General features: G+C 62.7%; 21 protein-coding genes. 12 read left to right on the forward strand and 9 right to left on the reverse strand.

The window, feature by feature from the left end:
• Nucleotides 1-33: 33 nt before the first annotated feature.
• Nucleotides 34-3,090 carry an efflux RND transporter permease subunit gene (locus tag EDC35_RS04635; protein ID WP_132976069.1) on the reverse strand — a complete coding sequence of 1,019 codons (3,057 nt, stop codon included), beginning with the start codon at nucleotides 3,088-3,090 and terminating at the stop codon, nucleotides 34-36.
• Nucleotides 3,087-4,199 carry an efflux RND transporter periplasmic adaptor subunit gene (locus EDC35_RS04640; RefSeq protein ID WP_132976070.1) on the reverse strand — a complete coding sequence of 371 codons (1,113 nt, stop codon included), beginning with the start codon at nucleotides 4,197-4,199 and terminating at the stop codon, nucleotides 3,087-3,089. The genes EDC35_RS04635 and EDC35_RS04640 overlap by 4 nt, the downstream gene beginning before the upstream one ends.
• A 239-nt stretch (nucleotides 4,200-4,438) precedes the next feature.
• On the opposite strand from EDC35_RS04640, the gene EDC35_RS04645 reads away from it, so the two are divergent.
• A complete protein-coding gene (locus tag EDC35_RS04645) occupies nucleotides 4,439-4,798 on the forward strand; it encodes a hypothetical protein (RefSeq protein WP_132976071.1) in 360 nt (119 codons plus the stop codon).
• A gap of 17 nt (nucleotides 4,799-4,815) precedes the next feature.
• Here EDC35_RS04645 and EDC35_RS04650 read toward each other — a convergent pair whose 3' ends face one another.
• On the reverse strand, nucleotides 4,816-6,291 hold the full coding sequence (locus tag EDC35_RS04650) for a DUF4139 domain-containing protein (protein ID WP_132976072.1): 1,476 nt from the start codon (nucleotides 6,289-6,291) through the stop codon (nucleotides 4,816-4,818).
• A gap of 128 nt (nucleotides 6,292-6,419) precedes the next feature.
• On the opposite strand from EDC35_RS04650, the gene EDC35_RS04655 reads away from it, so the two are divergent.
• The 5 genes from EDC35_RS04655 to EDC35_RS04675 all read left to right on the forward strand — a co-directional run bounded on the left by EDC35_RS04655 (nucleotide 6,420) and on the right by EDC35_RS04675 (nucleotide 12,182).
• Nucleotides 6,420-8,246: a putative bifunctional diguanylate cyclase/phosphodiesterase gene (locus tag EDC35_RS04655; protein ID WP_165903350.1), complete on the forward strand. Its 1,827-nt coding sequence runs from the start codon at nucleotides 6,420-6,422 to the stop codon at nucleotides 8,244-8,246.
• Between the two features lie 120 nt (nucleotides 8,247-8,366).
• Nucleotides 8,367-9,017: a CDGSH iron-sulfur domain-containing protein gene (locus EDC35_RS04660; RefSeq protein WP_132976074.1), complete on the forward strand. Its 651-nt coding sequence runs from the start codon at nucleotides 8,367-8,369 to the stop codon at nucleotides 9,015-9,017.
• Nucleotides 9,018-9,134: 117 nt separating this feature from the next.
• Entirely contained in the window at nucleotides 9,135-10,118 is a 984-nt protein-coding gene (locus EDC35_RS04665; protein ID WP_132976075.1) for an SPFH domain-containing protein, read from the forward strand.
• Between the two features lie 17 nt (nucleotides 10,119-10,135).
• Complete coding sequence (locus EDC35_RS04670) at nucleotides 10,136-11,248, forward strand: restriction endonuclease (protein ID WP_132976076.1); 1,113 nt, start codon at nucleotides 10,136-10,138, stop codon at nucleotides 11,246-11,248.
• 46 nt (nucleotides 11,249-11,294) lie between these two features.
• A complete protein-coding gene (locus tag EDC35_RS04675; RefSeq protein WP_132976077.1) occupies nucleotides 11,295-12,182 on the forward strand; it encodes an SPFH domain-containing protein in 888 nt (295 codons plus the stop codon).
• Between the two features lie 229 nt (nucleotides 12,183-12,411).
• Here the strand turns inward: EDC35_RS04675 and EDC35_RS04680 are convergent, their stop codons facing one another.
• Together EDC35_RS04680 and EDC35_RS04685 are read right to left on the reverse strand one after the other, a co-directional pair.
• On the reverse strand, nucleotides 12,412-12,666 hold the full coding sequence (locus EDC35_RS04680) for a type II toxin-antitoxin system RelE family toxin (protein WP_132976078.1): 255 nt from the start codon (nucleotides 12,664-12,666) through the stop codon (nucleotides 12,412-12,414).
• Nucleotides 12,663-12,923 carry a type II toxin-antitoxin system Phd/YefM family antitoxin gene (locus tag EDC35_RS04685; RefSeq protein WP_132976079.1) on the reverse strand — a complete coding sequence of 87 codons (261 nt, stop codon included), beginning with the start codon at nucleotides 12,921-12,923 and terminating at the stop codon, nucleotides 12,663-12,665. The genes EDC35_RS04680 and EDC35_RS04685 overlap by 4 nt, the downstream gene beginning before the upstream one ends.
• Before the next feature lie 195 nt (nucleotides 12,924-13,118).
• On the opposite strand from EDC35_RS04685, the gene EDC35_RS04690 reads away from it, so the two are divergent.
• The 5 genes from EDC35_RS04690 to EDC35_RS04710 all read left to right on the forward strand — a co-directional run bounded on the left by EDC35_RS04690 (nucleotide 13,119) and on the right by EDC35_RS04710 (nucleotide 17,267).
• Complete coding sequence (locus tag EDC35_RS04690; protein WP_132976306.1) at nucleotides 13,119-14,072, forward strand: AAA family ATPase; 954 nt, start codon at nucleotides 13,119-13,121, stop codon at nucleotides 14,070-14,072.
• 76 nt (nucleotides 14,073-14,148) lie between these two features.
• Nucleotides 14,149-14,622: a DUF29 domain-containing protein gene (locus tag EDC35_RS04695; protein ID WP_132976080.1), complete on the forward strand. Its 474-nt coding sequence runs from the start codon at nucleotides 14,149-14,151 to the stop codon at nucleotides 14,620-14,622.
• A complete protein-coding gene (locus EDC35_RS04700; RefSeq protein WP_132976081.1) occupies nucleotides 14,619-15,593 on the forward strand; it encodes a DUF58 domain-containing protein in 975 nt (324 codons plus the stop codon). The genes EDC35_RS04695 and EDC35_RS04700 overlap by 4 nt, the downstream gene beginning before the upstream one ends.
• Entirely contained in the window at nucleotides 15,590-16,090 is a 501-nt protein-coding gene (locus EDC35_RS04705; RefSeq protein ID WP_132976082.1) for a DUF4381 domain-containing protein, read from the forward strand. Before EDC35_RS04700 ends, EDC35_RS04705 begins: the two co-directional genes overlap by 4 nt.
• 190 nt (nucleotides 16,091-16,280) lie before the next feature.
• Entirely contained in the window at nucleotides 16,281-17,267 is a 987-nt protein-coding gene (locus EDC35_RS04710) for a VWA domain-containing protein (RefSeq protein WP_132976307.1), read from the forward strand.
• An 18-nt stretch (nucleotides 17,268-17,285) separates the two neighbouring features.
• Here the strand turns inward: EDC35_RS04710 and EDC35_RS04715 are convergent, their stop codons facing one another.
• Both EDC35_RS04715 and lptG read right to left on the reverse strand, forming a co-directional pair.
• Entirely contained in the window at nucleotides 17,286-18,110 is an 825-nt protein-coding gene (locus EDC35_RS04715) for a flagellin N-terminal helical domain-containing protein (RefSeq protein WP_132976083.1), read from the reverse strand.
• Between the two features lie 93 nt (nucleotides 18,111-18,203).
• The gene (lptG, locus tag EDC35_RS04720) at nucleotides 18,204-19,268 is read right to left on the reverse strand and encodes an LPS export ABC transporter permease LptG (protein ID WP_132976308.1); all 1,065 of its coding nucleotides are present in this window, start codon (nucleotides 19,266-19,268) and stop codon (nucleotides 18,204-18,206) included.
• 98 nt (nucleotides 19,269-19,366) lie between these two features.
• Between lptG and EDC35_RS04725 the strand changes: the two genes are divergently transcribed.
• The gene (locus EDC35_RS04725; protein ID WP_132976084.1) at nucleotides 19,367-20,875 is read left to right on the forward strand and encodes a leucyl aminopeptidase; all 1,509 of its coding nucleotides are present in this window, start codon (nucleotides 19,367-19,369) and stop codon (nucleotides 20,873-20,875) included.
• Nucleotides 20,876-20,919: 44 nt separating this feature from the next.
• On the opposite strand, the gene EDC35_RS04730 is transcribed toward EDC35_RS04725, so the two are convergent.
• Both EDC35_RS04730 and EDC35_RS18470 read right to left on the reverse strand, forming a co-directional pair.
• On the reverse strand, nucleotides 20,920-21,330 hold the full coding sequence (locus EDC35_RS04730; RefSeq protein ID WP_165903351.1) for a PIN domain-containing protein: 411 nt from the start codon (nucleotides 21,328-21,330) through the stop codon (nucleotides 20,920-20,922).
• Nucleotides 21,320-21,520, reverse strand: a complete 201-nt coding sequence (locus EDC35_RS18470; RefSeq protein WP_165903352.1) for a hypothetical protein — start codon at nucleotides 21,518-21,520, stop codon at nucleotides 21,320-21,322. The genes EDC35_RS04730 and EDC35_RS18470 overlap by 11 nt, the downstream gene beginning before the upstream one ends.
• Between the last annotated feature and the right edge of the window lie 119 nt (nucleotides 21,521-21,639).

Raw genomic sequence — 21,639 nt, forward strand, 5'->3', positions numbered from 1 at the left:
GCGAATGCATTCGCACCTGCGAACAGCCAACGATTATCCCTCCGCCACTCCGCCAATCACCCGATGCCGATCCGGCGACAGCAGCAGATAGAAGGCCGGCACCACGAAGAGGGTGAAGAGCGTGCCGATGCCGAGTCCGGTGACGATCACCAGTCCGATGTCGAAACGGCTGACCGCGCCGGGACCGCTGGCGGTCAGCAGCGGGATCATGGCGACCAGCATGGCAACCGTCGTCATCAAAATCGGCCGCAGCCGGATGGCCGATGCCTGCTCGATGGCCTCGTGCTTGGACAGCCCCTCGCGCTCGCGTAACTGATTGGCGAACTCGACGATGAGGATGCCGTTCTTGGTGATCAGCCCGATCAGGGTGATGAGTCCCACCTGGGTATAGATATTGACGCTCGCGAAGCCGAGAAAGAGAAAGGCCATGGCCCCGGCGATGGATAAGGGCACCGACATGAGAATGACGAAGGGATCGCGCCAGCTCTCGAACTGGGCGGCGAGCACCAGATAGATGACGATGAGCGACAGGAAGAAGGTGACTTCGAGTGCCGCGCCTTCGGTCTTGTACTGGCGCGATTCGCCCTTGAAATCGACGCGCACCCCGCGCGGGAAGAGTGTTTTCGCTTCCTGTTCCAGATAATCCAGCGCATCGCCGAGCGTCACGCCGGGGGTCATGACGCCGGTGAGCGTCACCGCGTTCAACTGTTGGAACTGGGTGCGCTTGGAGGGCTCCACGGTCTGGCGCAGGGTCGCCAGCGCGCTGACCGGCACCAGCTCGCCGCCAGCGGTGCGGACCTGAAAGTCCAGGATCCCGCCCGCATCGTTGCGGTCGCGCTGATCGACCTGGGGGATGACCTTGTAACTGCGGCCCTCCAGACTGAACCAGTTCACATAGTCCTCGTTGAGCATGACCGAGAGGCTCTGTCCCAGATCCCGCATGCTGACCCCGAGATTGCCCGCCAGATCGCGGTCGATCTCCAGGATGGTGCGGGGCCGCTCCAGCTTCGCGTCCTTCATCAGGAACATGAACTTGCCGCTGGCCATCGCCTGACCGAGCAACTGATCGGTCAGACCGGCAAGTTCCTCGATCCCCCGGTCGGAGAGGACCACGAACTCGACCGGGATCCCGCTGCCGGGGGTCGGCAGACTGGGCAGCGGGAAGGCGACCGTGTCCAGTCCGGCGATCTGCGACAGCGCGCCCTGAAGCTGGGGCTGGATCTCCATCTGCGAGCGTTCGCGCCGGTTCGGCGGGGGCATCTTGAAGCCGCCGAAGGTGGTGGTGGCATCGCCGAAACCGACCAGGATGAAGCTGTCCTCATATTCCGGGAATGACTCAAAAATGGGCGACATCTCGGCGACATAGCGCTCGCTGAAATCGATGGTGGCGGTCTGGGGCGCGGTCGCCATGAAAAAGAGGATGCTCTGATCCTCGGTCGGGGCCAGCTCTTTCTGCGTCATGCTGTACATGGCATAAATCGATGCCAGCACCATCACGGCCACCAGCAGGGTCGCGCTCGGATAACGCAGCCAGCCGTGCAGCAGGCGTCGATAACCGCTCGCGAGCCCCGCGAAAAAATGCTCGACCAGACGCTCGAAGCGCCCTGGCTGACCGCCCTCGCGCAGCACGGCGGCGGAGAGCATGGGCGAGAGCGTGAGCGCGACGATGCCGGATACCAGCACCGCGCCGGCCAGGGTAAAGGCGAACTCGGTGAAGAGCGAACCCACCAGCCCGCCCATGAAACCGATGGGGGCATAGACGGCGACGAGGGTCGTGGTCATGGCGATGATCGGCAGCGCCAGTTCGCGGGCGGCGTCCACGGCGGCCTGGATGCGCGGCTTGCCCATTTCCAGATGACGGTGGACGTTTTCCACCACCACGATGGCGTCATCGACCACCAGACCGATCGCCAGCACCATCGCCAGCAGGGTCAGCAGGTTGACCGAAAAGCCCATGAGCAGCATGAGGAACCCGGCCCCGACGATGGACAGCGGCACCGCCACCGACGGGACGAGCGCGGCGCGCAGCGAACCGAGCGAGAGAAAGATCACCAGCAGCACGATCAGCACCGCCTCGGCGAGTGTCTTGAAGACCTCCTTGATGGATTCCTCGATGAATTCGCTGGCGTCATAGGGGACGGCGGCGTTCAGTCCCTCGGGGAAATCGACCTTGAGGCTGGGCATCAGGTCGCGGACACGCTGGGCCACGTCGAGCGGATTGGATCCCGGCGCGGGCTCGATGCCGATGAAGATGGCGGGGATGCCTTTGTAGAGCGTGGTGGAGTTGTTGTCCGCCGCGCCCAGTTCGATCTCGGCGATGTCCTCCAGCCGGATCAGGGTGTCCGACTCCGCGCGCACCACCAGGCGTCGGAAGTCCTCGACGCTGCCGACATCCGTGGTCGCGGAGAGATCCACCTGGACCAGATCGCCCTGTGCGCGCCCGATGCCCGCGAGGTAATTGTTGGACTGCAAGACCTGCGTCACCTCGTCGCCGCTGACCTTGAGCGCAGCCATGCGGGCGGGATCGAGCCAGATCCGCATGGCGAAGGTCTTGTTGCCGAAGAGTTCGGCCTTGGCGACGCCCTGGAGCGCCTGGAGCTGGGGCTGTACGACCCGCAGCAGATAATCCGTGATCTGCGACAGATCCATCTCCTGGCTGTAAAAGGCCAGATACATGAGCGCGGTGCCGTCGCCCGTGGTGGAGTCGATCACCGGGTTCTGGGCGGACTCCGGCAGCACGTTGAGCTGACTGGCGACCTTGGCCTGAATCTCGGCCACCGCCGCGTTGGGGTCATAGTTGAGCCGCATGTGGGCCTCGATGACCGAGACCCCGGCGGAGCTGGTGGAGGACAGGAAATCGATCCCGTTGGCCTCGGCCATCGCCTGCTGGAGCGGCTGGGTGATGAAACCCTGGACCAGATCGCTGCTCGCGCCCGGATAGGCGGTCGTGACCGTGACCACGGTGTTCTGGGTCTTGGGATACTGGCGCAGTTCCAGGTCGATGAAGGCGCGGATCCCGAGGATGAAGATCAGCAGGCTCACCACGGTCGCGAGCACGGGCCGGTGGACGAAGATGTCGGTGAATTTCATTCGGGTCGCGCCTGGTCCGCTGCCGTCTGGTCGGGCTGGTCTTTGGCTGGCTGGATGCTGATTTCCTGTCCGTTGGTCAGTTTCACCTGACCGGCCACGACCACCCGATCCCCGGCGGTCAGTCCATCCAGCACCGCGACCTCGTCGCCACGCACCGCACCGGTGCGGATCTGACGGCGCTGCACCTGGGTCTTGCCGTCCCGCTCTTCGATCAGGAACACCGAATCGCCATAGGTGTTGAAGGCGATGGCCTCGCGGGGGAGCGTGAGCACGGCGTCCTGAGCGGGCAGCCGGGTCGCGACACGGGCGAACATGCCGGGCCGCAGCGCCAGATCGCGATTCTCGAAGCGGGCGCGGATCGGCACATTGCGGGTGCCCTGATCGATACCCGGCCCGATGGCCTGAATGCTGCCCGCGAAGAGGCGGTCAGGATAGGCCGCCACCCGTGCCTGCACGGTCTGGCCGACGCGCAGTTGCGCCAGATCGCGCTCGGGCAGCGCATAGTCGATGAAGACCGGATCCAGCGCCTGGAGCGGGACGATGGCCGACCCCTCGGCCAGATATTGACCCAGATTCACCTGACGGATGCCCAACTGACCGGCAAAGGGCGCGCGGATCGCCTTTTTGCGGATGGTGGCCTCCTTGGCCTTGACCAGTGCGCGGGCCTGATCGAGCTGGGCGAGTGTCTCATCGACATCGCCCTGCGCCACGGCGCGGTCCTTGAGCAGTGCCCGGTTGCGGTCGAGTTTGATCTGGGCCAGCCGTTCCGCCGCGCGCAGACCTTCGAGATCGGCCTGATCCACATCGTCCTCCAGTTGCAACAGGATCTGCCCCTGTTTCACCAGGGTGCCGGACTCGAAGAGGATGTCACGAACCTGCCCCGCGACCTCGTTATTGAGATCCACGCCCTCGACCGCCCGTACCGTCCCGATCGCTGCGAGCGTCGGCTCCCAGGTACGCGCCGTCACGACCGCCGCCGCGACCGTCGGTGGCGGCATGGGCTGGGAGAAGATCGCGATGTCCCGCTGAATCTGGCTGTATTTGGTGTAAGCGAGTGCGGCGACGAGCGCGGCGAGCACGGTGAAGACGATCAGCAGACGGACGAACATGGGTGGTCAGGGCCTCTTGAGGGAAGGCTGGGGCAGGGTGCCGGGGCAGCAGGGGCCAGATTATACGGAATTCTGTCTGGTCTAAACCATGTCGAGTATGGTTTGCATTGCTTTTGCCCTGCCACAGTGTCTGTTCCAATGTTTTTTGATGATCCGCTGTGCTTGGCGCGAAGGGAGACGTGGCGCATGGATCCACATCGCCGCCGCCCCATGTTGCATATACTTGATGACAATTCGTCATGAGTCTGACCCACTGCGTTCAGGATGCGGCTTCCCCCGGTCACACGATGCAGATCTCCCGCTCACTGATTCCCCAGTCGTATCCGCTGCCATTGGAGCTGCAATGGGAGGAACGGACGGGTCAGGCTGTGCCCTTCGTGCCGCCAGGCGACTCGGGCGCGGTGCTCCTGACCCGACGTCCAGTGGTGAATATTGAGCAGGCCGAACAGCTTTATCTACGTCATCGCTATCCCGAGACCACGCGCCTGCCGTCGGACGATCTCCGCTCCCGGCGCGCCCTGGCGGCCTATGAATCCGTGCAGTTGGGGTCGCAGCGAGAAAACCTGCGTTCGCTGCTGGGCGTGGATGAGTACGCTTAAAACGCGCCGGGCGCGGTTTAATGCCGCACTCGGGCCCGCCAGCGCAGTGTTGCGCTGCCATCCGCCGGAACCTGCACCTGCCAGGAGGCCAGATTGAACGCCTCTTTGGTGTGCGGCTGGCTCTCCTTGACGATCTCCCAGTCGCCTGGCAGCGTTTCCAGCACCTTGACCGTTACCGGCTCAGGCTTGGCATTCTTGAGTTCCATCTCGAAGGCGCTTTCATAGGCATAATCGTAGGCCGTTGAGCCACCAAGTTTTTTGAAGGAGGTCTGTTTGCGGCGCGCGGTCACATCGAAGCTCTCGCCGAGTTTCAGGGTGACGGTCTCGTTTTTGGGGGTGTGATCGATGCTGTCCTCGCCGACAAACTGGGCATTGCCCCGGCTGTCTTTCGCATAGACCCGCACCACACCCCTGGGCAGCGGGATCCCCAGACTACCGTCCCGATTGACGAAGCTCAGGGTCGCCGCCACCGGCAGTTTGGTCCAGCCATCGCTGGACTGCGCCTGATAGGCATAGGCATCGCCCTTCACGAGCAATTCCCTGGTGATCGGCGCCTTGGGTGCGGACAGCAGCGCCACCTGTTTGGTTTGCAGGTTGAGGATGTCGGTCGGGCGGGGCAGGGTGTAGAGATGGTATTCGGCCAGACTCTCTTCCGCTGGCATGGTCGCTGGCGCCGCCATCGCCATGCGGGGCGCCATCATGGGCATCGGCATGGCGTCCTGGACCTGATTGACCTCGCCCGCCACCAGTTGCACCTGCGCCTGACGGTAGGCGATGCCGCTGGCGTTGGTCAGCGTCACCCAGCCGTTGAGATCCATGCTCTGGCTGTCGGACGCGAGATCGGCCACATAGTCGGCCTTCCAGGACAGTCCACCGGTCAGATAGGAGAGTTCGAGTCTGCCCTCACCAGCGCGGGAGGCGTTGAGATGCAGCACCAGGGTCGGCTGATCACGCAGATCCTCGGGCACATCGGGAAAGGCGAGATGACCGACCAGCGCGGTCTCGATGCGGTCGTCATAGCTCAGGATCACGCCCTCATTGACGGCCAGCACCGTGGCCGATTCAGTCGTTCGCTCGCCGGCATCGTTGGTGCGGATGACCTGCACCGTGCGACCCAGATATTTTTTCAGCAGACTCGTCGGCGTCAGCAGGTCGAAGTCGAAATTCTGTTCGAGCAGGGTCAGATCGAGCTGTTGCGAGACATCGTTGAGCAGGGCCGTCTCGGGGCGGATCTGCACCGAGACATTGCGCCAGGCCAGCCGGTTTTCGCCCGCCTCCAGCGTCACCTGCCGCTGATCCCGGATGAGCGCGAGATTGTCGTTATAGATGGTCACGGCCAGCGCCTTCTGGGCCGTGTCGTCAATGCGCTGTTCCTGATCCATGGCGGTCCCCGTGGCTGAAAAGAGGGTGAGACTCAGGGCGAGGCTGGCAAACCCGCTCGTGGCAAGCGGTTGCGGCTGGCGGGATGAAGTCGTAAGGGCGTTGGTGTGCATGAGTTTCTCGCATAGAAAATGACCCCTGAGGGTATAACATAGGAGATGCCAATGCGAAAAACAGGGTCACCCAACTCGACTGGCGAGATGCGATTGAAATGATTTTTAACCTTCAAGACATCAACCGCATGAGCCGCCACGCACTGACCGCTGTCGCGACCCGGATCAGACGTCTGGCGTCTGTGCTCGACCGTCTGGCCGATTCCCTGGGGCCGCCTGAAGCCGCCATGTGGCGGCAGGCCGAAGCGCGCGCGCGGCGGGAGGTCGAGGAGGCGCTCAGGATCAGCGAACAGCGTTTTCGCGGTCTCTTCGACAACTCGCTGAGTGGCGTGGCGCTGCATGAAATCATGCTGGATGCCGGCGGACAGCCTTGTGATTATCGCTTTCTGATGGCGAATCGGGCCTTCGAGACCCATACCGGGCTCCGGGTCGCCGAGATCATCGGACGGACTGTCACCGAGGTGCTGCCGGGCATCGAACAGAGCGGCCTGATCGGGATCTATGGCAAGGTCGCCCTGACCGGCGAGCCCGTCTCGTTCGAGATGTTCCTCGAATTAAATCGGCACCATTATGGCATCACCGCCTTCCAGGTCGGTCAGGGCCAGTTCGCGACGGTCTTCGAGAATATCACCGAGCGCAAGGCGGCTGAAAAGGAGATCCGCGATCTGGCCTTTTTCGATCCGCTGACCGGGCTGCCCAACCGTCGCCTGCTGCTGGACCGCTTGCAGCGGGCGCTGGCGAACCGACAGCGTTGCGCCCAGGAATGCGCCCTGCTGTTCATCGACCTGGACGACTTCAAGACACTCAACGACACCCTCGGTCACGAGCAGGGGGATCTGCTGCTGCGACAGGCGGCCGCGCGTCTGTCCGCCTGTCTGCGCGAGAGCGACACCCTGTCGCGTTTCGGCGGCGACGAATTCGTGGTGATGCTTGAAAATCTGAGCGGCTGTCCCGACGAGTCGGCCATGCAGGTTGAGCATCTGGGCCGCAAACTGCTGGCCGTTCTCGACCAGCCCTATGATCTGAACGGCTGCGAACATCACTCCACGGCCAGTATCGGGATCACCCTGTTCGGCCATCAGCCGATCGGCGTTGATGATCTGATGCGGCAGGCCGATCTTGCCATGTATCGGGCGAAGGCGATGGGCCGCAACGCGCTGCGCTTTTTCGACCCCGAGATGCAGGCTGAAATCAGCGCCCGCGCCGCGCTGGAGGGCCATTTGCGTCAGGCGCTTCAGCAGGATCAGTTCCGGCTGGTCTATCAGGCGCAGGTCGATCAGGGTGGACGCCTGATCGGCGCCGAGGCGCTGCTGCGCTGGGACAGTCCGCAGCTCGGCGCCGTCTCGCCCGCGACCTTCATTCCGCAGGCCGAAAAGATGGGACTCATCGTACCCCTGGGCCAGTGGGTGCTGGATACGGCGTGCAGACAACTGGCGTTGTGGGGCGAAGGCGAGGACACGGCTCATCTGATGCTGGCCGTAAACATCAGCATGCGTCAGTTCCATCAGCCTGATTTTGTCGAACAGGTGCTGATGGCCATCGCCCGGGCCGGCGCCAATCCGGCGCGGCTCAAGCTGGAGATCACCGAAAGTCTGCTGCTGGACAATACGGAGAATGTCATCGCCAAAATGACCATGCTCCATGCGCTGGGATTGGGATTCTCGCTGGATGACTTCGGTACCGGTTATTCGTCACTGAGCTATCTCAAACGTCTGCCGCTCGATCAGCTCAAAATCGACCGCTCATTCGTGCAGGATGTGCTGACCGATGCCAACAATGCGGCCATTGCCCGCACCATCATTGCCCTGGCCCACAGCCTGGAGCTGGAGGTGATCGCCGAGGGCGTGGAAACCGGGGAGCAGCGCGACTGGCTGGCCGCGCACGGCTGCCACGCCTATCAGGGTTACTGGTTCGGACGGCCCGTGCCGGCAGAGGAGCTGATCGCGAGTTTTTGACAGGATTAACAGGATTTACAGGATTCTTTAATATGTTGTTTTAAATCCTGTAAATTCTGCAAATCCTGTCTAAAATCAAATCTTTAAACCATTCACTGCGCGCACCGCGAGGACAGGCACATGAGCGATCAAGAAATCGTCGATTTTTCAGGCAACGAGATTGATGTCCGCTGGGACGGGCGACTCTGCATTCATATCGGCGAATGCGGCCAGGCCGAGGGCGATCTCTTCGTCGGCGGGCGCAAGCCCTGGTGCATGCCGGACAAGGTCACCAGAGCGGAGGTGCGCGAGATCGTCGAACGCTGTCCGAGCGGTGCCCTGAGCTATACCGACAAAGACGGCATGCCCGAGACGGCCCCGGCGGCCAACATCGCGATGGTGGTCTACAACGGCCCGCTCTATCTCACCGGCGAGCTTCAGATCGAGGGCGCGGGCGAGGACATGCCGGGCGTCCGCCGTCGCGCCGCGCTCTGTCGCTGCGGGGCGTCCAAAAACAAACCCTTCTGCGATAACAGCCATCTGGAGGTTAAGTTCGAGGACTTCGGCGCCGTCGGCGAAAAGGGACCGGGGCTCACCGCGACCGGTGGTCCACTGAGCGTCAAACCGCTGAAAAACGGCCCGCTGCGGCTCGACGGCAACCTCAGCATCCGCGCCGCCACCGGGCGCGACGCCTGGCAGGGTGATAACGCCTTCCTCTGTCGCTGCGGGGCATCCAGCAACAAACCCTTCTGCGATGGCAGCCATCGCGCCGCCGGTTTTAAAAGCGAGTAGCCAGGCGGCATCAAAATGGACAGGATGAACAGGATTTTCCAAGATTCACAGGATTGAAAAAACCTCACAACATCCTGTCCATTCTGCCAACTGACCACTGATGCGTGGGAGAACGTCATGTATGTGAGTGCCTTTCTATTGGGTTTGCTGGCTTTTATCGTCTACAAGGTCTTCTTCCGTGCCTTCTACACCGTCAAGCCGGATGAGCGGGCGGTTCTCACCTCATTCGGACGCGCCCAGCGTCTGGGTCGTCTGATGGTCGAGGACGACTCGCTCAATGACGAGGAAAAAGAGCGTTACCGGGTGCCGCGTCTGGTCACCGTCGGCCCCGGCGGGCCGTATTTCAAATGGCCCTGGCAGGAGGCGCACAAGGTGCGGGTGGTCACGCAGGCCATCGATCTGACCTGGGATCCGACCAAGACCCAGCACACCATCGAGGCGGTCACCAAGGACAATCTCACCACCGGGGTGGGCGGGCAGATCCGCTTCCGCGCCTCGGAGAACAATCTCTATGCCTACTGCTTCGGCGTCGATAGCCCGCTGGAGCACGTCATGGGCTATTTCATCTCGGTGCTGCGCGAGCGCATCGCCAATTTCGTCGATCCCAAGGGTCCGAGTCTGGTCGGCGAGACCGGGATCGCCGGCAGCGGCGGCTCGCCCGAACTCTCGGAAGGGGTCTCGATCAACGATCTGCGCAAAAACCTGCCGCTGCTGAACGACTACATGGAACAGCAGTGCCGCTCCACCGGCGCGCGTTACGGCATCGAGCTGGACGCCGCGCTCATCACCCAGATCGACCCGCCGCCCGAGGTCGACCGCGCGCTCTCGGCGATCAACACCACCCGCAATCAGGTCGCCGCCGACATCAGCACCGCCCGCGCCGATGCCGAGCAGCAGATCACCATGAGCAAGCGCGCCGTGGATATCGCCCGCAACAACGCCCAGGCCGAGGTCGCCCCGCTCAAGGAGCTGGCCGATACCCTCGTCAAGATCAAGGCCAGCGGCGGCTCCACGGCGCTGTACGCCTATATCCGTAACCTGCGCGTGCCCCTGCTGGGACGGGCGACGCGGATCATTCAGACCACCAGCCAAAGTGGCTGACTGACTGGAGTTGGCGTATGACAGACACCGAGCCTGAGCGCGACGTTGTTCTGGCGTGGCTTGGTCGCGAAGATGCTGTCCATTACCAGGATGGACGCGGTCAACCGCCGAAAGATCTCGACAACCTTTCCGAGCAGGAGCGTCAGGCCGTTTTGGCCTGGTTGGAGCTTGAAGATGGCCGTCCTCCACCGACGCTTCCTGACATGGAAGAGGTGTTCATGACTCACCTGAGCGATGAACACGACAAAGCCGCCACAGTCGCGTGGCTGATGCAGTCCCGTGTGATCATGGCCAGCAATCGTCTTTCGATTGGGCAGAAATTAGCCAGATTGGCAGCAAATGTGCCTTCAGAGAAAACAGTGGCGGTCTTGAAAACGGTCGGTGGAACGGCCTTGAGCGGTTATCGAAACCTGCCTTTGGCCCTGCGTGTCGCCCTGCCGGCGACTGTACTGGCAACGCCCTTATTAGGTGGCGCCGGTGTCGGTATCGCGGCGTTTGGCGGAGCAGTTGGCGTTCCGGCGCTGCTGGTCTTTTTCCTTGGCGTTTCCGGGATCACCGCCGTCATCGAATCCCTGCTGAATACCAGGGACGGTGAAGGGCTCTTTGTTCAGGGTATTCTTGCCGTCATCGCGACGGATGCGGCGCTGATACGCATGAACAAAGGGGCGCGGGAAGCCATCGTCAAAGACATTGCTCCACCCGGCAGACAATCGCTGTCGAAAGATCGCAACGTGTTACAGGCGGAGCTGCTCGCCATGAATCCGCTGGCATTCGAGCGGCATGTCATGGGCTTTTTCGCCGAAGCTGGCATGACCGCCTGGGCCACTCCAGCCGGTTGCGATGCCGGTATCGACGGGGTGGCAAAAGATGGCAGTCGATTGATTCTGGTGCAATGCAAACGCTATGGGCTCGATAACTCGGTGGGCCGGCCAGCGATTCAGCAATTCAAAGGGGTTCTGGAGGAGAATCAGGCCGATCTTGGCGTATTCGTGACCACCAGTTCGTTCACGACTCAGGCACGGGACAGCGCCAATCGAAGCAACAAGCTGATGCTGGTCGATCTGGACCGATTGATCGGCTGGCATCTCGATGGATTTGTGCTGGATAACCGGGAGACAACGGTTCCTTGAGTCACGCCCGAACACTTTACGCACCACATTTGCTCGCGGAGGTCTTATGATATTTGACATCGATAGCTCAGTCGGTCTGGTGGTCGCCTTTGTCGTCGGCTTCCTCTATATCCCGATCCTGCTCGCCATCGCCCGCAAGCTGGGGCTCTATGCCATCGTCAACGAGCGCGAGGCGCAGGTCTATACGCTCTTCGGCAAGGTCATCGGCACGCTGGACGAGCCCGGCATCCGCTTTCCGCTCGGCTATTTCGGCCCCAAGGCGCTGCTGGTGCCCTTCTTCGGCAAGCTCTACCGGGTCTCGACCACGCTGCGTCAGCATTATCTGCGCGATCAGATGGTCAACTCGGAGGAGGGCACCCCAATGGGGGTCGGCATCTGGTACGAGATGCAGGTCAGCGATCCGGTCGCCTATCTCTTCCGCAATGCCAACCCGGACGCCTCGCTCCAGGCCAATGTCGCCAGTTCGACCATTTCGACCCTGAGTAATCTGGAGATGGACAAGATGCTGGAAGACCGGCATCAACTCAGCCGGCGGGTGCGTGCGGCGGTGTCGCCGCTCTCGGAGCAATGGGGTTACAAGCTCGGCTCGGTCTATATGCGCAAGGTTGCCTTCACCGACCGCCAGATGGTCGATAACATCACCGAGAAGGTCGTCAAGCGTCTGGTGCAGGTCACCAGCGCCATGAAGCAGGACGGCGAGAACCGGGTCGGACTCATCAAGAGTCAGACCGCCTACAAGGTCTCGCAACAGATGGCCGAGGCCGCCGCGACCCGCCCGGCTATCGTCGGTGAGGCGCTCAACGCCATCGCCCAGCAGGATCCCGAGGTGCTGGATGCGGTGATGGAGGTGATGGAGACCGAACAGCTCATCCAGTCCGGGGCGACGGTCGAGGTGCTGCCGCGCGACTCCGAGATTATGGTGCAGGTGAGTTAAACCGCGTCCAGTGCGACATGCGTAATTTTCAGTTTGTGTTTAGCTTTGGGGATGTCACCGACATCAGTGGGAACGTGGTTTAAAATTTCATATAGACAGGATTAACAGGATTTTCCAGGATGGACAGGATTTTTAGATCATTGTTTTTAAACCTGTTAATCCTGTCCATTGACGGCGCTTCGGGCGGGTACGAACTTTCCCGGAAATCGCCTAAGGCGCGCCCCGTGCGTCAGTCACCGTAATGGGTTCGGGCGCGCAGTACCATGATGACCAGTTCATCGTCATGGATACTGTAGACGATGCGATCTTGGTAACTCAGCCGCATCGAGTAATACCCTTTGAGCGAACCGACCAGCGGCTTTCCTGAGTAGGGATCGACCGCCAGCCGGTGACGAACGATGTCCTTGAGCCGGGCACGCAGTTTCGGGGTCAGCTTGTCGATGTCTTTTTCGGCCTGCCGGGTGAAGCGGACCCGATAGCTCACTGCGGTTCCCCGAAGATCTCCTCGAAAGCGCGCGTCTCGCCACTGTCGGCCTCTTGGCGCGCCTGCTCGAAGGCATCCTTGAAACCGGGCGCGGACAGCAGATCCAGGGTTTCGATGAGGCTTTCGTATTCGCTCTCCGACATCAGCACCGCGTCGCCCTGCCGATGTCGGATGTGGTAGATCTCATGGCGCTCGTTGGCCCCACGCAGGAGATCGAACAGGCTTTTGCGGGCATCGGTCGCGGTGAGAGTGGTCATGTTGTTAGAATCTGTACAGGTTTTGGTACCGAAAGGCTAGGTAGCCTAACCATCTGTGTCAAGCACCCCGATTCGTCCGAGCAGATCCTGAGCGACGATTATTATCCGCCAATGGAATAACCCATGATCCCAGAGAAGCCGGAGCCGCTCGCGGCACCCACCGAGACCAGCGAGGCCGCATCCTCGCCCAATCTGATGCCCGAATTCGCCGCCCTGCGCGAACAGATCAGCCGCACCATCCTCGGCCAGCGCACCCTGGTTGATCGTCTGCTGATCGCCCTGCTGGCCGACGGGCATCTGCTGGTCGAAGGCGCGCCCGGACTGGCCAAGACCACGGCCATCAAGGAACTTGCCGCCGGGCTGGAAGGCGATTTCCACCGGATCCAGTTCACGCCCGATCTGCTGCCGGCTGATCTGACCGGGACCGAGATCTATCGTCCGCACGATGGCAGTTTCCGCTTCGATCGCGGTCCCATCTTTCACAACCTGCTGCTGGCCGACGAGGTCAACCGCGCGCCGGCCAAGGTGCAGTCGGCGCTGCTGGAGGCGATGGGCGAGCGTCAGGTCACGGTCGGGCGCGAGACCTATCCTTTGCCCGGGCTGTTTCTGGTCATGGCGACCCAGAATCCCATCGAACAGGAAGGCACCTATCCCTTGCCGGAGGCCCAGCTCGACCGTTTTCTGATGCATGTGCGGGTCGATTATCCGGATCTTGACACCGAGCGCGCCATCCTGCGGCTCAATCGCGACGAGGCGCAGCGGGGGAGGGCGGTCAGCCCTGCCGTGGTGCTCAAGCAGGCCGATGTCTTCGCGGCGCGTCAGGCGATTTTCAGGCTCTACATGGCGCCCGAGGTCGAAAACTATCTGGTGCATCTGGTGATGGCGACGCGCAACCCCGGCGCCTATGCGTCAGATCTGGCCGGCTGGTTGCGTTTCGGCGCCAGTCCGCGCGCGACCATTGCGCTCGACCGCTGCTCGCGGGCGCTGGCCTGGCTCAATGGGCGCGATTATGTCTCGCCGGAAGATGTCCAGGCGGTTGCGCCCGATATTCTGCGTCATCGGGTGCTCCTGTCTTACGAATCGGAGGCGGAAGGGCGACGGCCCGATGATTTCATCGCCGCGCTGTTGGCGCGGGTGCCGGCGCCTTAGGTGATTGACGGAAAAGGACATGCCACCCTGTAGGGGCGATTTAAATCGCCCCTACACATTGCCTGGAAGACGAGACATGACTGAACTCAGCACACTCTATCAAACCGATTATTCAGCCTGGGCGGCACAGAACGCCGAACTGCTGCGTGCCGGACGCTACGACGAACTGGATATTGAGCACCTTCTGGAAGAACTGAGCGACATGGGCAAAAGCGAGCAGCGCGCACTGGAAAACCGGCTGACGATTCTGATCGCTCATTTACTGAAATGGGAATATCAACTGCAAACGCTATCCGATCGCTGGCGCGAATTCGATGGTCGCAGTTGGCGCGCCACCATTGTCGAACAGCGCGGCCGTCTGGCCCGGCTGTTCAAACAGGCGCCCGGTCTCAAATCGCTGCTGGCCGAGACCATCATTGATGCCTATGCCGACGCCAGACAACTGGCGAGCGATGAAAGCGGTCTGCCGCTGGAGGCGTTCCCGGCGCAGTGCCCCTATACGGCCGAGCAACTGCTCGACAAGCTCTATTATCCCGCACCGCACGCATGATCTCGCCGCAGCAGACGCCGGCTACCGCTGGCATCCAGCCCAATCTCAAAGACCTGATCGCCCTGCGCGGTCAGGCGCGGCGGCTCGATCTCGCGCCGCGCGGGCGGGTGCTGGCGACCCGCAGCGGCGGTCATCTGTCGCGCTTTCGCGGGCGCGGCATGGAGTTCGACGAGTCGCGGGTCTATCAGCCGGGCGATGATCCGCGCAACATGGACTGGCGTGTGACCGCGCGTGCCGGCACCCCGCATGTGAAGCTCTTCCGCGAGGAGCGCGAGCGTCCGGTGTGGCTGCTGGTCGATCAGGGACCGTCGATGCGCTTCGGCACGCGGGTCGCCTTCAAGTCGGTCGTGGCAGCACAGGCGGCGGCGCTGATCGGCTGGGCGGCGGTTGATCGGGGTGATCGGGTCGGCGGGCTGGTGTTCGATGAGAGTCATCATCTGGAGCGTCGGCCTGCCGCGCGCGGGGCGGGGTTACTGCCGCTGCTCGACCGTCTGAGCGCGGTGCCGAAGGATGCGAACGGCGGTCATGCCGCCATCGCCGAGGCCGCTACGCATCTGGTCACTCAGGTGCGCCCCGGCAGTCTGGTGGCCATCATCAGCGATTTCGCCGGCATTCAGCCGGAGCGCAGCGGCTGGCTGGCGCAACTGGCAGCCGGCAGCGAATTGCTGCTGATCCTGATCCATGACCCGCTGGAAAGCGAGACGCCGCCGCCCGGACGTTATCCGGTGACGGATGGCGTGCAAAACGCTCTTTCGGCGGTGCTGAGGACGGGCATTCTGGATCTGACCAGCGCCCGTGTCCGCCAGGTCTATCAGGGGCATTTTCAGCAGCGTCTTGACAGCCTGCAACGACTCGCCCGACGCGACCGCGCCCATCTGCTGCAACTGGCGACCTTTAATCCGGTGGGGCCGGCGCTGGCGCGCGGTCTGGGTGCGCGTCTCGGTGCCCGGGCAACGGGGATGGCGCGATGAATCCCGATCCGCTGTCCGGGCTGCGCGACTGGCATCTGCCGGATCCGGTCTCCTGGTGGCCGCCCGCGCCCGGCTGGTGGCTGCTGGCCGGTCTGCTCCTGGCTGGCGTCTGGTTTGCCATCCGTTGGTGGCGGCGCTGGCGTCGGCAGGGTGCCGGCACGCGACTGGCGCTGCGCGAACTGGCCGGACTCAATGCCGCCCTGACGACCGATGGCGATGCACGCCGTTTTGTCGCGGGTGTCTCGCAGCTTTTGCGGCGTCTGGCGCTGGTTCGTTTTCCCCGCGAACAGGTCGCCGGGCTCAGCGGTTCCGACTGGCTGACCTTTCTCGACGCCACCGGCGGTGGTACCGGCTTCACGCAAGGTCCAGGTCGCATCCTGGTCGAGTCCGCCTATCGCCCTGAGTTCGCGCACGAGTCTGGTTTCGATCCCCAGCCATTGAGCCGTCTCGCCGCGCGCTGGATCCAGACTAAACCGCGTCCGGAGCGAAATGCGTAATGCTCATTCTGTGTCTGACTTTGGAGATTTCTTCGGTCGCGGTGAAGAGGCGGTTTAGAAATTCTTATTTTTAGTGTCTTAAACCGCGCCAGCTCCGGCAGTCATGGATTCGGCGACACCGATCCAATCCAAGAACACCGCATACCGCGCTGGGCGCGGTTTAATGAGGGAAGACGCGCCAATGATCGAAATGGACTGGTTCAGGCTGGACTGGCCCTGGGTGCTGCTTGCACTGCCGCTGCCTGTGCTCGCGCGTCTGCTGCCGCGCGCCCGCGAAAACCAGGGCGCGGCCCTGGGTCTGCCCTTTTATCGCGAACTGGAGTCGGTGACGGTCACGGGAAGGGGACGACCTTCCAGATGGCGTCTGCTGCTGGCGACACTCGCCTGGATACTGCTTGTGCTGGCCGCCGCGCGTCCGCAGTGGATCGGCGAGCCCATCGGTCTGCCGGTCGCCGGGCGCGATCTGATGCTGGCGCTGGACATCTCCGGGAGCATGGAACAGGAGGATTACGAACTTGGCGGGCGTGCCGTCTCGCGGCTGATGGCGGTGCAGGCGGTGGCGATGCGCTTCATCGAACGGCGCGACCGCGACCGGCTCGGGCTCATCCTCTTCGGCACCCAGGCTTATCTTCAGACGCCTCTGACCTTCGACGGGGCCACGGTCGCCACCATGCTGCGCGAGGCGGTCATCGGTCTGGCCGGACGCGAGACCGCCATCGGCGACGCCATCGGGCTGGCGGTCAAGCGGCTGCGCGAACAGCCGGACGGTGAGCGGGTGCTGATCCTGCTCACCGACGGTGCGAACACTGCCGGCATGCTCGATCCGCTGGATGCCGCCCGGCTCGCGGCTCAGGCCGGGGTGCGCATCCACACCATCGGCATCGGCGGCGGTGAGGTCGGCATCCGCACGCCCTTCGGCATGCGTCTGCTGCGTCAGGGTTCGGATTTCGATCCGGCGACACTCAAGCAGATCGCCGAGATCACCGGCGGACACTTCTTTTCCGCGACCAACCGCGACCAACTGGAAGCCGTCTATGCCGAACTCGACCGTCTCGAACCGACCGAACGCGATGAGCGCACCTACCGCCCTCAGCGCGCCCTCTTCATGTGGCCCGCCTCGGCTGCGCTGCTGCTGACGGTGTGGCTGGCGCTTGGATATTTGAAGAGGCCGGGGTAGCGCCGCCGGGAAATCGCCTTATGCCAGCAACTGCGAGACGAACTGCGAAGAAATGCGGCTGGCCTGACTGATCATGGCGATGTTCGCCTCATTGCGTAGCTGGTTCCGGGCCTGTGCCGCCGCCTCAAGGGCGTAATCGGTATCCTGGATACGGCTTTGCGCGGCGGCGGTGTTGAGGTTGCTCTGCGTCAGATTTTGGATGCCGGCGTCAAAGCGGTTCTGGGTGGCGCCAAACTCTCCCTGTATCCCGCTGAGATAGTCGCTGCTCTGGTCGAGCACCTTGAGTGCGCTGGCCGCGCCAGCGGAGGTGGAGAGGTCGATGCTGTCGAATCCAAAGGCGTTCAGTTGACCCTGAACGTCATGGGTGTTGACGGACAGGCTGTCGCCCGCCTTCGCGCCGGCCTGGATCGCCAGTTCACCGTTCTTTCCGAGCAACTGGGTGCCGTTGAACGCGGTGCCTTCAATGGTCTGGGTGATCTGATCTTGCAGTGCGCCGGTCTCGGTCTGAAGCGCGGCGCGATCCGAATCGGAGAGGGTGCCACTGGAGCTCTGGACGGCCAGATCGCGGATCCGCTGCACGGCCTCGCTGACCTGACTGACCCCGGCCTCCGCCGTCTGCACCATCGAGATGCCGTCACTGAGATTGCGCCCCCCCTGCGCGTTTCCGGTGATCTGGGCGGCGAACTGGTTGATGAGTGCAAGCCCGGCGGCATCGTCGGCGGCGCGGTTGACCCGCTGCCCCGAGGTCAGGCGCTCCTGAGTGGTTTCCAATGCGCCCTGACTGCGATTGAGTGCGTTCTGTGCGCCACCCAGTGCAACGACGTTATTGTTGTTGATTAACATGGCTGCCAATCCTCCATCATGTGGTTGATGGTCATGATCGATTCAATTTTATCAGCAAAATTCATTGTCACACGCAGACCGGGACAGCCGCACTCAACCCACTCGCCGCAGTAATAAAAGCGCCCCGGACACGAACAGCAGCGGTGGCGCGATGGCGGCGACGAATGGATTCAGGCCGAACAGCAGCGCCAGATAGGCGAAGGTGCGGCTGATCAGATAATAGAGGATTCCCACCAGCACCCCGCCAAAGAGACGCCGCCCCATGCCGGTGCTGCGGGTCGAGCCCAGCAGCAGCGGGATCGCGACCAGGATCATTGAGAGGGTCAGGACCGGGTGCAAGATCTTGGCCCAGAAGACGACCTCATAGGGACCGGCATCCTGTTTGTTGGTCCACATGAACTGAATATAGTGATAAAGCCCCCACACCGGCAGCACACGGGGGTCTGCGACCACCACCTTGAGCAGATCGGGATCAAGCATCGAGTCCCAGCCCGCGCGCTCGATCCGCTCGACCTCCACCCCGGCGGCGCTGACCCGGCTGCGCGAAATCCCCTCCAGTTCCCACTGGCCGTTCCGATAGCTCGCGCCCTCGGCATGGGTCGCGATCAAAGTTCCCTTTGCCGAGTCGATCTCATAGATGGAAATGTTGCGCAGACTGGCGCCGGAACGGATCTCGCGGATGTTCACATAAGACCCGTCTTCCATCGCCCAGAAGCCATCCGGCGTGCGCTGGGTCACGCCGCTTGAGAGCGCCTGCCGTCGCAGCTCGACGCCGTGCTGCTCAGTCAGTGGGGCGATGACCTCGCCAATCAACACGGCCAGCGCCGCCAGCAGCAGTCCGCCCAGCAGCGCCGAGCGGACGATCTGTGACACCGACACCCCGGCGGCGCGCATGGCGACCAGTTCCGAACGGCTGGCGAGTGCGCCGAGACCGATCAGTGCGCCGATCAGGGTTGCGATGGGAAAGAGCTGATAGGCATAGCGTGGCAGGCTCAGGAGCATGAACAGCGAGGCTTCCGCCAGACCGTAACGCTCGACGCCGATTGAGTCCGCCTCGTCGGCAAGGATGAAGACGCCAATGAGCGGCAGCAGCACGCCGAGGGTCAGCAGCGTGCCGCCAATCACCGCCCAGGCGAGATAGCGATCCAGGATTCTCACTTCGACCAAGACCCGTCATTCGGTAGACTTGAAGTCCGTCATCCTATCATCAGATCGGATCGGCCCATTCGCCCCCGAACCGCACCAGGAGCCTCGTGATGGAATTCACCACCAAAACCGGCGATCTCGCCAAACAGAAAACACCCTGTCTCGTGCTCGGGGTCTTCGAGAAGCGCAAGCTGGCCGCTCCAGCCGAGGCCATCGACGCCGCCAGCGGCGGCCGGCTGGCCGGGCTGCTGAAGAAGGGCGATCTGGACGGCGAGGCCGGGCGCACCCTGATGCTCTACGACCTGCCGGGCGTCGCTGCCGAGCGGGTGCTGCTGGTCGGCTGCGGCAAGAAAAAGGCGTTCACTCGCGCCAATCATCGCAAGGCGGTGGCGGCGGCGGTGGCCTTGCTTCAGACGACCCATGCCGGCGAGGCCATGCTGGCGCTCGCCGATCCGCTGCCCGAGGAGCTGGATCGCTACGCGGCCACCCGTGATGCCGTGCTCGCGGCGGCGGACCGGGTCTATCGCTACAGCCGAACCAAAGACGACAAGCAGGCGCCCAAGATCCCGCTCAAACGTCTGACGCTCTGGGCGCCGGACAAAGCGGATCTGGCGGTTGCCGAGCTGGCCGTCCGTCACGGCGAGGCGATGGCGGCGGGGATCGATCTTGCCAAAGAGCTGGGCAACCTGCCGGGCAATCTCTGCACCCCGACCTATCTGGCCGAACAGGCGCTTGCACTCGGCGGGCGTTTCGACACCCTCAAGGTCGAGGTACTCGACGAGGATGAGATGGCGAAGCTCGGCATGGGCGCTCTGCTGTCCGTGTCGCGTGGCAGCCGTCAGCCGGCCAAACTGATCGTCATGGAATATTGCGGCGGCAAACAGGAGGTCCGTCCGATCGTGCTGGTCGGCAAGGGTCTGACCTTCGATGCCGGCGGCATCTCGATCAAGCCCGCCGCCGAGATGGACGAGATGAAGTACGACATGTGCGGCGGCGCCAGCGTCTTCGGCGCCATGCTCGCCGCCTGCGAACTGGGTCTGCCCATCAATCTGGTGGGCGTGGTGCCTGCCTCCGAGAATCTGCCGGACGGCGACGCCAACAAGCCTGGCGACATCGTCACCAGCCTTTCCGGCCAGACCATCGAGATCCTCAACACCGACGCCGAGGGCCGTCTGATCCTCTGTGATGCGCTGACCTACTGCAAACGCTTCAATCCCGCCGTCGTCATCGATCTGGCGACCCTCACCGGCGCCTGCGTGATCGCGCTGGGCAAGCACCCGGCCGGACTCTTCACGCCGGACGACAAACTGGCCGATGAGATCCTCAAGGCGGGCGAGACCGCTGGCGACCGTGCCTGGCGCATGCCGCTGTGGGACGACTATCAGACCCAGCTCGACAGCAATTTCGCCGACATGGCCAACGTCGGCGGGCGCGAGGGCGGGGCCATCACCGCCGCCTGTTTCCTCTCGCGCTTCACCAAGGATTACCGCTGGGCGCATCTGGACATCGCCGGCATCGCCTGGAATGGCGGCAAGGAAAAAGGCGGCACCGGGCGACCGGTCGCGCTGCTCACGCAACTGCTGCTGGAGCGGAGTGGGGTGTTGCGGCAGGCGGATTGAGCGTTATTCAAGCGCCAGATTGAGCACGTTCGGAGCGGCTATATTCAGATCCGCAGCGGATTGCGCACCGTCAAGCCGTCGATGATCTGCCCTTCCTGCAAATCCTCGGTATAAAGCGTGGCGCAACCCGCCTCCAGCGCGGCGGCAACGATCTGGCTGTCCCAGATGGAGAAGCCGTAGCGTTTACGCACGGCAAGCGCACGGTGCACGACAGCCAGATTCAGCGGCTGCATTTTGCATGCCCGCAACATGCGGGCGGCATTTCGCTGAATCCGGTCTTCATCCTGTTCGTGACGCAGCATGACGTTGTAATACTCGGCGATCACTTGCGAGCTGATGATGGGCTTGGTCAGCGAATTGATGAAGTCCCACGCCCGCAAAGAACGTGGCTCGTTGGGATCGTCCAGATGTGCGTATACCCAGATATTGGTATCGACGAAACAATCACCTTGCATTGCGTTCTTCCCGCGAAGGAATGACAATTTTTTCCACGCTGGTTCTTTCGTAACCAATAAACGCGGTGCGTGCCGCAACCGTTTCATCGTCCAGGGGCCACAGAATCAACTCGACCCGGCGATGCCGCAGTTCCTGCGGCACTGGGATCATATCGGGTGCATCGTCGTAAATCTGGCGGATGGGCTGCATGACTGATCTCCAGATGCGTCGGGCTTAAACCGTGCCCGGTGCGGTATGTGATAGTTGAGGATTGAGTCGGCCTTGGCAGAATCGACGACCGTTCGAGCGGGCGCGGTTTAAGATATTAA

This window comes from Thiobaca trueperi (assembly GCF_004342175.1).
In the GTDB taxonomy this organism is placed as follows: Bacteria; Pseudomonadota; Gammaproteobacteria; order Chromatiales; family Chromatiaceae; genus Thiobaca; species Thiobaca trueperi.